At 54.7% G+C, this 12,738-nt stretch carries 11 protein-coding genes; 7 read left to right on the top strand and 4 right to left on the bottom strand.

Translation table 11 applies throughout. The annotated features are described in order from the left end of the window. Positions 1–10: 10 nt before the first annotated feature. Positions 11–1,168, top strand: coding sequence for a DUF58 domain-containing protein (locus RHH81_RS09290; protein ID WP_206199937.1), 1,158 nt, complete (start codon positions 11–13; stop codon positions 1,166–1,168). Here the strand turns inward: RHH81_RS09290 and RHH81_RS09285 are convergent. Then, the gene (locus RHH81_RS09285) at positions 1,165–3,846 is read right to left on the bottom strand and encodes a CHAT domain-containing tetratricopeptide repeat protein (protein ID WP_310742949.1); all 2,682 of its coding nucleotides are present in this window, start codon (positions 3,844–3,846) and stop codon (positions 1,165–1,167) included. The genes RHH81_RS09290 and RHH81_RS09285 overlap by 4 nt on opposite strands. A gap of 436 nt (positions 3,847–4,282) precedes the next feature. Here RHH81_RS09285 and RHH81_RS09280 point away from each other — a divergent pair, with 436 nt between their 5' ends. Both RHH81_RS09280 and RHH81_RS09275 read left to right on the top strand, forming a co-directional pair. Continuing rightward, positions 4,283–4,543 carry a hypothetical protein gene (locus tag RHH81_RS09280; protein WP_206199935.1) on the top strand — a complete coding sequence of 87 codons (261 nt, stop codon included), beginning with the start codon at positions 4,283–4,285 and terminating at the stop codon, positions 4,541–4,543. Between the two features lie 163 nt (positions 4,544–4,706). Next, positions 4,707–4,922, top strand: a complete 216-nt coding sequence (locus RHH81_RS09275; RefSeq protein WP_206199934.1) for a hypothetical protein — start codon at positions 4,707–4,709, stop codon at positions 4,920–4,922. On the opposite strand, the gene RHH81_RS09270 is transcribed toward RHH81_RS09275, so the two are convergent. Both RHH81_RS09270 and RHH81_RS09265 read right to left on the bottom strand, forming a co-directional pair. Then, positions 4,919–6,376, bottom strand: a complete 1,458-nt coding sequence (locus RHH81_RS09270) for a DUF58 domain-containing protein (protein ID WP_310742948.1) — start codon at positions 6,374–6,376, stop codon at positions 4,919–4,921. The two genes, RHH81_RS09275 and RHH81_RS09270, sit on opposite strands and share 4 nt — an antisense overlap. Then, positions 6,373–7,314 (bottom strand): MoxR family ATPase, encoded by a 942-nt coding sequence (locus RHH81_RS09265; protein WP_302676030.1) that lies wholly within the window; start codon positions 7,312–7,314, stop codon positions 6,373–6,375. The genes RHH81_RS09270 and RHH81_RS09265 overlap by 4 nt, the downstream gene beginning before the upstream one ends. 130 nt (positions 7,315–7,444) lie before the next feature. Here RHH81_RS09265 and RHH81_RS09260 point away from each other — a divergent pair, with 130 nt between their 5' ends. Next, a complete protein-coding gene (locus RHH81_RS09260) occupies positions 7,445–8,188 on the top strand; it encodes a hypothetical protein (protein ID WP_310742947.1) in 744 nt (247 codons plus the stop codon). 147 nt (positions 8,189–8,335) lie between these two features. Then, positions 8,336–10,864: a glycogen/starch/alpha-glucan phosphorylase gene (locus tag RHH81_RS09255; RefSeq protein WP_310742946.1), complete on the top strand. Its 2,529-nt coding sequence runs from the start codon at positions 8,336–8,338 to the stop codon at positions 10,862–10,864. 76 nt (positions 10,865–10,940) lie between these two features. On the opposite strand, the gene RHH81_RS09250 is transcribed toward RHH81_RS09255, so the two are convergent. Beyond that, positions 10,941–11,303, bottom strand: coding sequence for a DUF6464 family protein (locus RHH81_RS09250; RefSeq protein ID WP_149818841.1), 363 nt, complete (start codon positions 11,301–11,303; stop codon positions 10,941–10,943). A 112-nt stretch (positions 11,304–11,415) separates the two neighbouring features. Here RHH81_RS09250 and RHH81_RS09245 point away from each other — a divergent pair, with 112 nt between their 5' ends. Further along, on the top strand, positions 11,416–12,066 hold the full coding sequence (locus RHH81_RS09245) for an exopolysaccharide biosynthesis protein (protein ID WP_310742945.1): 651 nt from the start codon (positions 11,416–11,418) through the stop codon (positions 12,064–12,066). A gap of 35 nt (positions 12,067–12,101) precedes the next feature. Beyond that, positions 12,102–12,728, top strand: coding sequence for a hypothetical protein (locus tag RHH81_RS09240; RefSeq protein WP_310742944.1), 627 nt, complete (start codon positions 12,102–12,104; stop codon positions 12,726–12,728). The last annotated feature ends 10 nt before the right edge of the window (positions 12,729–12,738 follow it).

The raw sequence follows: 12,738 nt of genomic DNA, 5'->3' as shown, positions 1-12,738 counted from the left end.
CGAAGTTGCGATGACTAAGCTGCGTCGCCTCAGTCAGTTTTTAGAGGAACGCTGGGTGACCCCCGCCTATGCGGGACTGCTGCTATTGGGCATGAATCTCTTTCTTTTTGCGGCAGCCATTAATTCGATGGCGGGTTGGCTGTACGTGATTACGGGGATCATTTTTGGTCTGCTCTTGGTGGCGGCGATTCTACCGCCGCGCTATTTGCGGGGATTGGTGCTGGAGCGAGCCAAGGTGGATCCAGTTCATGCGGGCGATCGCCTACGCCTGACCGTCTTTCTGACCAATGCCACCCAAACGCCTCGCCACAATTTGCAAGTGATTGACCCCGTTCCCCGTGGCCTCTGGTCAGCCACCCAGCGCGAATGTCCCCAACAGGCGATCGAGCGGCTGCCACCACAGGAAACAACCACTTGGCAGTACGATCTCATCCCACCGCGGCGGGGGATTTATGAGTGGCAACAGCTTCGGCTGCGCACCGCTGCCCCCTTGGGCCTCTTTTGGTGTCAGCGCTCATTTCCCGTACCGCAGCAGGTGGTGGTTTATCCGCAGGTTTTGCAACTGCAACAGTGTCCTTTACTCGATCAACTGGGGCAAGAGATTTCCCAAGAGTGGCGCGATCGCCAGCATCATCTTCACGTTGCCCAAGAGGGCATCACCCGTGCCTTACGTCCCTACCGCTGGGGAGACCCTTTGCGTCTAGTGCATTGGCGCACCAGTGCCCGCTATGGCGAACTGCGAGTGCGCGAGTTTGACACCTTTAGCGGTGGCAATGCCGTGACCGTTGCCCTTGATACCCGTCCCCACTGGAGCGGCGAAGACTTTGAGCAGGCGGTGATTGCGGCGGCTAGCCTCTACCTTTACAGTTTGCAACAGCAAATTCCTGTCCAGTTTTGGAGTCCCGCCACGGGGATGCTCCACGGTCAGCCAACGGTACTGCGGGCCCTAGCAGCGATCGCCCCCGGCGACACCGATGCTGAGTATCCCATCGATTCCCTTGTCTGGCTCACCAGTCAATGGCCTAGCCCTGAACCTTTGCCCCCCGGCAGTATCACTGTGCTCTGGGGAGAGCCACCCTCACGGCGGCAAGGGGCAATTCTGTGGATTGATCGCGATCGCCCCCTCGGCAGCCAATTACAAACCCCTATCAGCTACCCCCTGTCTTAGGGCAGCGGGCGCCACTCACCACTGCTAACAAAGGCCGCCCAAAAATAGGGAATTTGCTTACTGGAGTCAGTCATTAACTGCAACTGCGCTTGCCGTAGGGCTTCACTGCGTCCCTTGCCAGCCGCTAGATTTTGATAAAAGGCAACCATCAGTTGTTGGGTCGTGGTGTCATCCACCTTCCAGAGGGAACTCACTTGGGTACGTGCCCCCGCCAAGGTAAAGGCTCGCCGCAAGCCATAGACACCATCGCCATTGAGAATATCGCCACGCCCCGTATCACAGGCGGACATCACCACTAACTCGGTACCATCAAGGTTAATGCCGGTGACTTCAAAAGCCGTTAACACGCCATCATCCACCCCACTCTGCCGTTGATTGAAACCCGCCAAGGCCAAGCCGGAGCGCAACAGTGGATTTTCCCCCCTAAAGGGAGTATTGGCATTGAGACCACGAGTGTTTTGCAGCACTTGGGGAGAGACGGGCGGACTCTCTAGGAAAAATCCATGGGTGGCGAGGTGAAGTACCCGTGGCCGCTGCGTTTGTTTGATGGTAGTTTCGGTGGCACTGCTACCCGTGAGGATCTGCGCTTGGGGCAAGAGCGTGCTTACGGTTTTCACCTCCGTGGCGGTTCCGGGTAACTCCGTAAATGTCAGGCTGCGCAAATCCAGCGATCGCGGGTTCACTCCCCGCTGACTACCGGCCACAGCACGACCACTCCCTTGACTAAACGTGGGATTACCCACTACCAAGGGGGGATTTGCCGGTTTGCCCCGCTGTTGCAGCCGCAGCAAGTCGCGTCCTGAGGTGAGCAGTGTGATCGTATAGGACTGCACCAGATAGCGATCCTGCCGATCCACCAAGGCCTCAAAGGAGAGAGTATTGAGCTGACCGTCGGGAGCCACCAGCAGATGGGTACTGCCCGCTAGGAAGGGTTCCAGAGGAGCCAAGAGGCGCTCATAGGCCGCCTTCAAAGAGGGCTTCGTTACGGTAGCGGGCAATCTTGGATCCGCCATCCGCTGGCGTGCTGCCTTAATGACCGTATCGAGATCAGCGACGGTACCCAAGTCACGCCATTGGGGGGCACCCCTATTTTTCAGGGCATAGAGGGCGTAGCGGGGCGCTTCCCAGCGGTTGGTTTTTGGGTTGTAGGGCACATACTGGATAAACTCCAATAGCACAGCATTGGCGGGAATCGCTTGCTGCACCGCACTGAGGGTGACGGGGGTAACGTCTAAACGGAAGTTGGCATTTTGACTCACCAGTTGCGCTTCCAGTTGGTTAGCACGCTGTTCGAGTTGGCTAATTTGGCTGGCCGGCGGTGGGCGATCGCGCACAAAGGTGAGGCTAGCAATCTGTGTTCGCACACGAATTAATTGATCCAGTTGCTGCTGCCCCGAGGCATCCAATTGATGGCGTAGGCGACTGGCCGTTGCCGCTAAAACATCCAACAACCGACCTTTACGGCGCAAAATGGTAGTCAAGGCTAGGTTGGCCACTGCTGGATTCTGGGGATTCCCCTGTAAATGGAAGGAAATGGCGGTGTTGGTGGAGTCTTGAAACGTGGCCAGATAGTTGCGCTTGTATTCCTCGGAGCCAACCACGAGGTTGCGGCTAAGGTTGACCTCTTCAATCTCAAGGGCACGGTTGAGAGCGGTTAAGGCCTCATTGATTGTCCCCTGTGCCCAGTAGGCTTTGGCTAAATTGGCAAGACTCAGCGCCAAGTAGGGATGTTCGCCACCAAGGGTACGCTGCCGCAGGGCAATACTGCGTTGATAGAGGGGAAGCGCCGCCCCGTAATTGCCTTGGACTCGATAGAGTTCAGCCAAGTTGTTGAGGCTAGTGGCCACATCGGGGTGATCTGTCCCCAGCACTTTTTCGCGGATAGCCAAACTGCGTTGGTAAAGGGGTAGTGCCGCGCCATAATTGCTCTGAGCACGATAGAGTTCGGCAAGGTTATTCAACACCGTTGCCACCAAGGGATGTTCTGCCCCTAAGGCGGGTTCGAGGAGACCCAGACTGCGCTGGTAGAGGGGCAAGGCTGTGGTTAGGCTGCCCTGCAAATGGTACATCACTGCCAAGTTGTGCACACTCAAGCCCACATCGGGATGGGTCTTGCCAAGGGCTTGTTCACGGATGGCAAGGGCGCGTTGATAGAGGGGCAGGGCCTCACCGTAGTTGCCTTGATCGGTGTAGAGGTTGGCGAGGTTATTGAGGCTGGTGGCAACATCGGAATGATTGGCGCCAAGGGCTTGTTCACGGATGGCTAAGCTGCGCTGATAGAGGGGAATCGCCTCACTAAAGTTGCCCAGTTCCTTGTAGGTGACAGCAAGGTTATTCAAAGTTGCAGCCACAGTGGGGTGATGGGCACCTAAAACCCGCTCAGCGATCGCCACCAATTCCCGCGAGGGTGCCACTGCTGCGCCATAATTCCCCTGTTTTTGCAACTGCTCAATCTGATTTGTGAGGGCAATGACATGATTACTATCGCCGCCAAAAGAGGTTTTGCGAATCACGTCTAGTTCACTGACGGCGGCACTATAGCGCTGTTGTAGGGCATCCAACCGCTGCATAATATCGCGCAACTGTTGGGCTTCATTTTGTGCGAGTCCCCGCTGGTAAAATCCTGTGGTGGTGGCGATCGCCAACAGAAGCGCAAAACCACACCGATGACCCGACATCTGTCTCATAAAGCACCTGCCGCTGCTGTCATCTCTATCCTAGACAGCTAACTTTCAGAATGCGTTCCCAATGTAACGACAAATTACAGTTATCCCCTAACCCCTAGGCGTTGCCTATAATAGAAGTGTTACGGTTGTTAACAATTCACGATAATCTCTCATTTGCAACCGAACTTAGCAATAGCAATAGCAGCCTTAATGCCTGACGGGCAGGGTTTTCGGCTATTCTTGGGAACACTCGCAGAAACAACAATCGCAGTTAGGGTAGGCTTATCTAAAGGTCATCAATTTGTAAAGACGTGTAATTCATTTTTCAATTCTTTATTTGTATTGATGAGAACGAAGTGCCTATGAAGTATTTCCACTCACCAATCATCCCAACTAATCAATGTTTCTTTAAGTGATTTTCTGCGTCAACTCAGCCGAGAGTATTTTTATGGATAGTGATGGTTATTTACCAGAGATTCTTACCCTTCTAAGACAATTGCTACCTTTGTTGATTAGCCTTTTAGATGATGCCTTTGCCCTTGTCCTGACCCGCCTCGGTTGCCATCTTCCTTGGCTCGAGAAGATCATGCCTTTTGTCCTCAGTGGAGTGACGCTCTATGTGATTATTCATGGCGGTAAGGTGATCCACGAGTTTTGCCAGCAGAAATGGGAATCACCTCAATCCCCGAATGTATCCCCGTTGCAATAGTGTTAGGAAATCCCCACAAATCCCACTGCATTTTGGTAGTCATTTTTACAATCGTGGGCGATCGCCGTTAAGATCAAGGTGAGGCCTATGACCGTTGAATGTGGGTGTGGGAAGCGCACGGAAGCCTGTGTCGCCGTGAACAACGGTGAATTCGAGGCAACCTATGGAACTGCAACGTTCAGTCCCCCCAGCAATTGAGCAAGAATTTATTCGACGTCAGGTGGTGAGTCAACTCCTGCAAGCGCGTTTGCGGGCAACTTGTGGGCTGACGCAGACCTCGACACCCCTTCCCCTAGGGACACCAACGGGCGATCGCCCACCCCTACGGCCATTACAGGAGCCAAGGAATACCAGTGTGATCGAGGCTAGCCAACCCTAGAGTCGGCCACGGGCTTTCAGCAGCAAATAGCGATCCACCAGTTGCTCACTCATTTGATCCGCAGGCGCGTCAAGGACAAGAACCCCCTGTTGCTCCAAGTGGGCAAAGGCACGTTGCCGCTGATGCAGCAGATCGAGAGCGACGGCCTGTTCATAGAGGCTGGTCACTTGATCCACGGCAGCTAAGGGCTGTGGCATCAACGGGCGGTGGGCAAGGGTTTCAATGTGGCGATCGCGCAAGGCAACGCAGAAGGGTAGAAAACGCGGCGTGAGGCGAGCCATGGCTGCGAGGAGTTCTTGGGAAGCCACCTCATCAATGACCTCTGTGAGAACCACCACAAGGGCACGGCGGGTATAGTGTCCCAAGATCGCACTGACGGTGCCCACATAGTCAGATTCTTCGAGAACGGGTTCACAGCGATACACCTGACTCAGAATCTGCCCCAGATGGGAATCGCCACTTTGAGGCGCAATCCACGTGTGCAGTTGCTGATCAAAAATCCCCAAGCCCACCTTATCCCCCCGTCGCAAGCCCGTCAGCGCCAGTGCCAATGCCGCGTTTAAGCCCCAGTCAAAGCGTTTCAAACCAGCGACAGTAGCGGTCATCAAGCGGCCTCGATCCAGCAGAATGATCAGGGGTTGATCCCGTTCGGGTTCCATGGCGCGCACAAGAGGCCGTCCGCGGCGGGCACTCGCTTTCCAGTCCATGAGGCGCAGATCATCCCCCAAGTGGTACTCCCGCAATTCGGCAAACTCGGTGCCCCCCAAGGCATAGCGTCGCCGCCGCAAGCTGCCACTGAAGTCTAAACTGAGGCGAATCGAGAGCGATCGCAAGCCCATCAAATCGGGATAGACTTCCACTTCAGTCACAACGGGTGCAAACCAGCGTCGCCACGCCAAGCCCCAAGAACTGCGCAGCCGCACATCGCAGCCTGACCATTGAAAGGCACCCCGTCGCGGTGGAAACACATGGTAGAGCAATTCCAGCGTACTCTGGGCTGAGGCCGCAAAGGCAAAGTAGGGGATTTCACCCGTAAACTCAGCAGGCACATAGTCGTAGAGTTCAACCCAGATCTGCTCATTCAAGGAAACCTCACCACGGGTGTGCAGCCTGAGGCGAATCGGGTTTTGCCGACCAATGGAGAGCCGTGACTCACAGGCGCGATCGAGGGTCAGTTGCCAGCGACCGATGCGGATATAGTCCCACAGGGACAGGCCGAAAATGACCAGATCGTACAGTCCCATCAGGAGCCATCCCAGCCCCAGAGGCCAGTGGTGCAACCATTCCCGCAACTTCCCTTGGGGAACCGCCTCGGCGATCGGCCATAGCTCTGCTGGCAGAAAGCTGGTCAGCACTGGAAAGAGAAGCCCCAGCAGCAACAGGCCATAGAAGCCAACCGTGGGCACCCAGCGGGGGCGATGGCGACCAAACTGATAACTGGCAGGTGCTTTCATCGGGGGACAGCAACTTTCGCGAGAATACCTTGGATCACTTGGGGCAGCGTGGTGCCGTCTAACTGGGCTTCGGGCTTGAGGATTAAGCGGTGTTGCAGTAGCGGGGTGGCGATCGCCTTCACATCCTCAGGGGTGACATAGCTGCGATCCTCTAACCATGCTTGGGCTTGGGTGGCACGTAACCAGCCCACCGCCGCTCGTGGGGAAGCCCCCAACAGCAGTTCGGGATGTTGACGACTGGCCTGCACCAAGGCCAACAGATACTCCAACACCGCAGGCGCCACATGGACTTGCCGCACTTGCTGCCGTGCTGCCAAGACTTGCTCAACGGTAATCAACGGCTCCAAATTGAGTTGATCGAGATCCCGCGCCTCAAAGCCCCCAAGGGCATTTTCAAGCATTTGCCGTTCTGAAGTTGGCTCTGGGTAGGGGACGACTAGCTTAAATAGGAAGCGATCCAGTTGGGCTTCTGGCAGCGGATATGTCCCTTCAAATTCCAAGGGGTTTTGGGTGGCCACTGTCCAAAATAAACCCGAGAGGGGGAGAGTGGTGCCGTCAAGGGTTACCTGCCGTTCTTCCATGGCTTCGAGGAGAGCCGCTTGGGTCTTAGGCGGTGTGCGGTTAATTTCATCCGCCAGCAGCACTTGGGTAAAAATTGGCCCCTTGCGCAGGCGAAATGTGCGACTGTTAAAGTCAAAGATACTCGTACCGAGAATATCGGCGGGGAGGACATCGGGGGTGAGTTGGATCCGGCGAAATTCCGCTGCAATCAGGCGAGCGAGGAGCTTCACAAGGAGGGTTTTGGCGGTTCCCGGCACCCCCTCAAGGATGACATGGCCTTCGGCGAGGAGTGCCACAACCAACCCTTGGGCGATCGCCCCTTGACCGACAACAATCTCATTGAGACGCTGCTGCAGGCGATGAAAAAGCTCTTTCACACCCGTTCTGTCACTGCTAAACTCTCCCAATGCTAGCAGAGGTCTTGACAATCTCCCCTTGATGACAATCAATAAATTATCGTCTAGGAAAATTGGCTAAAATACAGATCGAGGGACTTTGGGCAAACCTGTGACGACAACGACTTCTCCAATTGCCACCGCTGCCCAACAAATCGTCCAGCATCCGCAGCACAGCCGTCTTTTTAAGCTACTGTATGCCCTGCAGCAGAATCAGTGGCCGACCCAAACACCGCCGTGGACCGTGAGCGAGGTACAACAGGCCGTGATCCAAATTCTTGAGCGGCTGAAAACCCCCACCCTTTTGGGACAGCGCCTAACGGCCATTGTCAATAGTCTCAACAAAGCACAGGCTTATCAGGTTTTCTCAGCGGCACTCCTGCAAATTTTGGTGCCCCTCTACACCCAATCCCCAACGGCCACACTGACCATCGAGGCGCCAACCTTCAGCACCGCCGATCTTTACGATTTGCGCTTGGAAGTCACTCGCTACTGTACCCCCCTGCAGATGAAGCTTCTTGTGGCTGCCCTGTTGACCACCAAACCGGTGCATGCTCAAGGCCTAGAGCGGTTTACCCTCATTGATTTACTGCAACGGCTGACTCGCCGCTATGGGGATTTAGAGATCTTGCAGACGCAGATGGCCGCTGCTTTGGCGCGCTTGCCCGATGACCCTCTCTATGCCAGTGCCGGCGATCGCCTGATCAAACTCCTAAGCACGCTCTATCAACGGTATCCACAAAACCAACCCCCAGAGGATACCCTTGGCAGTACCCCACCCACTGTTATTCCAGCCGTCACTTCACAGACAGACGCAGAGGAAGAACTCACCTGCCAACTCTTTCTCCAGAGTTAATGAGCACCTGCTAAGGTTCCTTTGGGATATTCCGCCCTTTTCTGGTAAAGAGATTCTGTACTTAGCGGGGAATCCTTGGCGATCGCGGTAGAACAGAAGGGAAGGGCTGACTACTAATCGCGTTAATTCTTTGCGAGGATTCCCACAATGACCAGTCTCATTCCGCCCGGTTGTCCCACGGTGCTGACGGAAGACGATCGCACCGGTACGAGTATTGAAACGCTGCGCCGCGCCTTTATGGATAATCTCTTCTTTATCCAAGGGCGGTTCCCCGAAGTAGCGACGAAAAATGATTACTACTTGGCCTTGGCCTACACCGTGCGCGATCGCCTGCTGTTGCGCTGGCTGAATTCTGCCAAAACCTATCGAGATCAAGAAAGCCGCACCGTTTGCTATCTCTCCGCCGAATTTTTACTGGGGCCCCACCTTGGCAATAACCTAATTAATCTTGGGCTCTATGAAGCCGTTGAGGAAGCCATGCGGCAAACGGGTTTAAACCTCAAGGAACTCCTTGATCAGGAGGAAGAGCCGGGCTTGGGCAATGGTGGCTTGGGTCGCTTGGCTGCCTGCTATATGGATTCCCTCGCCACATTGGAAATCCCCGCCATTGGCTACGGCATTCGCTATGAGTACGGCATCTTTGACCAAGAGATTCGCGATGGCTGGCAAGTGGAGATTACGGATAAGTGGTTACGCTACGGCAACCCGTGGGAAATTCCGCGGCCAGAGTTGATTTTGCAGGTAAAGTTTGGCGGCCATACCTATAGCTACACCGATGATCAAGGGCGCTATCGGGTCGTTTGGGAACCTCACCAAGTGATTCAAGGGGTAGCCTATGACACCCCAATCTTGGGCTACAAGGTGAATACCGCCAATCTTCTGCGTCTGTGGCGGGCAGAGGCGGTGGAGTCCTTTGACTTTCAAGCCTTTAACACGGGCGACTACTACGGTGCCGTCAACCAAAAAATTGCCTCAGAAAACATCACCAAGGTGCTCTATCCCAACGATGAGCAATTGCAGGGCAAAGAACTGCGGCTGATGCAGCAATATTTCTTCTGCTCCTGTGCCCTTCAGGACATGATCCGCCTCTACAAGCAATCGGGGAATAAGGATCTCAGCCGCTTCCACGAAAAGTTCACCGTGCAGTTGAATGATACCCACCCGGCGATTTCGGTGGCAGAACTGATGCGCCTGTTGGTGGATGAGCATCTCATGCCTTGGGATCAGGCGTGGGACATTACTTGCAAGACATTTGCCTACACCAACCACACCCTCTTGCCCGAGGCACTGGAAAAATGGCCGCTAGATCTCTTTGGCTCACTACTACCCCGCCACTTGCAAATCATCTACGAAATTAACCAACGCTTCCTCGATCAGGTGCGCCTGCAATATCCGGGGGATAACGATCGCCTACGGCGGCTGTCGATTATTGATGAAAGTGGCTGTCGTTATGTGCGCATGGCACACTTGGCAGCGGTGGGGAGTCATGCCATCAACGGAGTGGCGGCGCTGCACTCAGAACTCTTGAAACAAACGGTGCTCAAGGATTTCTACGAACTGACGCCGCAGAAATTTTCCAATAAAACCAATGGCGTCACCCCTCGGCGCTGGATGGTGCTTAGTAATCCCGGATTAACTCGCCTGATTACCGAACGCATTGGCGAAGATTGGGTGAAGCACTTGGATCAACTGCGGCGATTGGAACCCTTGGCAGAGGATCGCGACTTTGCGGCTCAGTGGCGATCGGTGAAGCATGGAAATAAGGAACGCCTTGCGGAATACATTCGCGATCGCGTGGGAGTAACGGTGGATCCCCATTCCCTCTTCTCCATTTTGGTGAAGCGCATCCACGAATATAAGCGGCAGCACCTGTGTGTCCTCAATATCATCACCCTCTATCAGATGTTGAAGGACAATCCGCAACTGGAGATGGTACCCCAAACGTTTATTTTTGGCGGTAAGGCGGCGCCGGGCTACTACATGGCCAAGCTAATCATCAAGCTCATCAACTCGGTAGCCGACGTGATTAACCGTGATCCAGCGGTGCGCGATCGCCTGAAGGTGGTCTTTTTACCCGACTACAATGTGACTCTGGGACAGCGCGTCTATCCCGCAGCGGATCTCTCACAGCAGATCTCAACGGCAGGCTACGAGGCCTCAGGGACAGGGAATATGAAATTTGCCCTCAATGGGGCGCTGACGATTGGAACCCTCGATGGTGCCAATGTGGAGATTCGTGAAGAAGTAGGAGCAGAAAACTTCTTCCTCTTTGGCAATAGGGTGGAGCAATTGCAGGAATTGTGGCGTAACGGCTACCGTCCGTGGGAGTTTGCCAATAATAACCCGATGCTGAAGCGAGTCCTTGACCTCATCGGCTCTGGTTACTTTTCCCATGGGGATACGGAACTCTTTCGCCCAATTGTGGAACACCTCTGGCAAAACGATCGCTATTGCCTCTTGGCAGACTACCAAAGCTACGTGGACTGCCATCAACAGGTGCTTCAGGTGTATCAAGATCAAGCCCAATGGGCAAAAATGTCGATTCTGAATGTGGCACGGATGGGCAAATTTTCTAGCGATCGCGCCATTCGCGAGTACTGCCAAGACATCTGGCACGTTGAACCGGTGAAAATTGTTCTACCGGAAACGTCCTATATGACGCCCGCTGTGCAGTAGACTGGCCGTCTCTGGCTCAATCTGAAATCACCCTGATGCTCCCCCTCTGCGCGAGGGGGGGTTTCGCAGCAAAACGTTAAGGTTCTCGAGGCTGGTAATCTCGACAGTCTTGGCAGGAGCCTTGAGGGTTCACAGCACACCGCAACAAGGGTGAAAGCGCATTCCAGCGGCAGGTGGGATCTCCAATCACCCACTGTCCATTGACGAGATGGCGATCGCTCGTGGTGTCACTATGCTGCACATAGAGGGCAATTTTTTCCAGTTGATAACGTCCGCCACGAAACCGGTAGCGATGACGGCGTTCTAACACGGTATAGGTTTCCCCTTCATGATCCACATGGCAACCAGGTTGGGGTGTCCAGTCGAGATAAACATGACCCAGCGATCGCCGCGGGTTAATCAGGTGCAACTCTGTCGGTAAGTCGGATGGGGTTGCCATGGCTTCAGGTTGATCGCGGCCTTAGGATCGCCTGTCAACTGTGTTGGGCATAACTAACGATCAATCTATCGTATCCTAGCAGTGGCAACATTTCCACCTCCCGTAATTTTTTATGGCAAAACTGTCCACTGACCTCGAACGTGCCTTTTTGAGTCCTGTGCCCAGCCTCAGCGATGGCGAGGTGTTAACGCAGCAACTGGTGTCCTTGGGGGATATTCTGCAGTTGGCGGGAGAGCGAACCTTCGGCTTTTTGCTGGCTGTACTTTCATTGCCCTCGGCGCTGCCTATTCCAGCCCCCGGTTACTCCACCCCCTTTGGCATTGTGCTGTTACTGTTGGGCTGGCAATTGCTCGTGGGTGCCTCAACCCCTTGGTTGCCCCTGCGGCTGCTGAAGCGCACGATGCCGCGATCCCAGATTCAAAAGATTGTGCGCACAGCTTTGCCTTGGCTGCGGCGGGTTGAATTGATCTCCCGTCCCCGCTTGCGCCCCATTTGCACGACCCGAGGCGGACGTTTGGGCTTGGGAGTTGCCGTGTCACTGATGGCAATCTCGATGATTTTGCCCGTTCCCGGCACCAACACCATTCCAGCGATGGGCATTTTTACGATTGGCTTTGGATTGTTGGATGACGATGGTTTGATTAGTCTGGCAGGGGTGGTCATCTCCTTGATTGGTTTAGCAGTCACCACATCCATTCTCATTGCCCTTGCTTGGGGGGGAAATAGCCTCCTCGATGTATTGAGGGCATGGCTGCATTCGTAATATTAGGAGGTAATCTCCCTCACGCCTAAGGATCAATGAAAAGCCTATCCATACTGAAGTCTTGCGGTCGCTGGCTCAGCACAGTTGGGGCAATTGCTTTAGTGGCATTGCACCCCGTTAGAACTACCGCCAATCCCAGTACAGAAGACCTACCGCCAGCGGTTGCCGAGGCGATCGCGCTGCCGGTCAATGAAAAGCAAGTTGTGGTTAGCGAGCAACCCTCGGCAGTGGGCTTGACCGTACCGAGTCTCTGGTGGGCAGTTCAGCAGTTTGGGGATGGGGTGATTCAGCGCTGGCAGGCTTTTCCGTCCATCACAGCGCCGGGGGGTAGAGTTGAAGCCTTTGTGTCGCCGTCTGCTTGGGGACGCCTGCCCTATTTACGGCGTTTTGCCCTGATCAATCAGTTGGGGAATGCCAGTCGCAGCTTTGGTTATCAGTTGATCCTGCGCGATCGCGCAGCGCGCCCTTTGGGCGATCGCCGGCAGGTCATTTATGGTGCCTACACCTGTCAATTTGATGCCCTACCCCTTGAATATCTGCCAGAAGTCACCGATGCCGCAGGCAACCCGATTCCTTTTTTCCCACCCAGTACCGAACTCGACTGTCAAGTATGGGTGAATCCCAATATTCCCGTCATGTTCCCAACTCAAGAACTTCGCTAAAAGGACTGTA

Origin of the sequence: Thermosynechococcus sp. PKX95 (genome assembly GCF_031583295.1) — a bacterium.
Taxonomy (GTDB): domain Bacteria; phylum Cyanobacteriota; class Cyanobacteriia; order Thermosynechococcales; family Thermosynechococcaceae; genus Thermosynechococcus.
The sequence above is the reverse complement of the archived record's forward strand: the minus strand, read 5'-3'. Positions and strand labels throughout refer to the sequence as shown.

Bases quoted from the DNA above. Each gene is read 5' to 3' on its own strand.
- RHH81_RS09290 (WP_206199937.1), top strand. From the start codon at position 11: ATGACTAAGCTGCGTCGCCTCAGTCAGTTTTTAGAGGAACGCTGGGTG.
- RHH81_RS09285 (WP_310742949.1), bottom strand. From the start codon at position 3,846: ATGTCGGGTCATCGGTGTGGTTTTGCGCTTCTGTTGGCGATCGCCACC.
- RHH81_RS09280 (WP_206199935.1), top strand. From the start codon at position 4,283: ATGGATAGTGATGGTTATTTACCAGAGATTCTTACCCTTCTAAGACAA.
- RHH81_RS09275 (WP_206199934.1), top strand. From the start codon at position 4,707: ATGGAACTGCAACGTTCAGTCCCCCCAGCAATTGAGCAAGAATTTATT.
- RHH81_RS09270 (WP_310742948.1), bottom strand. From the start codon at position 6,376: ATGAAAGCACCTGCCAGTTATCAGTTTGGTCGCCATCGCCCCCGCTGG.
- RHH81_RS09255 (WP_310742946.1), top strand. From the start codon at position 8,336: ATGACCAGTCTCATTCCGCCCGGTTGTCCCACGGTGCTGACGGAAGAC.
- RHH81_RS09250 (WP_149818841.1), bottom strand. From the start codon at position 11,303: ATGGCAACCCCATCCGACTTACCGACAGAGTTGCACCTGATTAACCCG.
- RHH81_RS09245 (WP_310742945.1), top strand. From the start codon at position 11,416: ATGGCAAAACTGTCCACTGACCTCGAACGTGCCTTTTTGAGTCCTGTG.
- RHH81_RS09240 (WP_310742944.1), top strand. From the start codon at position 12,102: ATGAAAAGCCTATCCATACTGAAGTCTTGCGGTCGCTGGCTCAGCACA.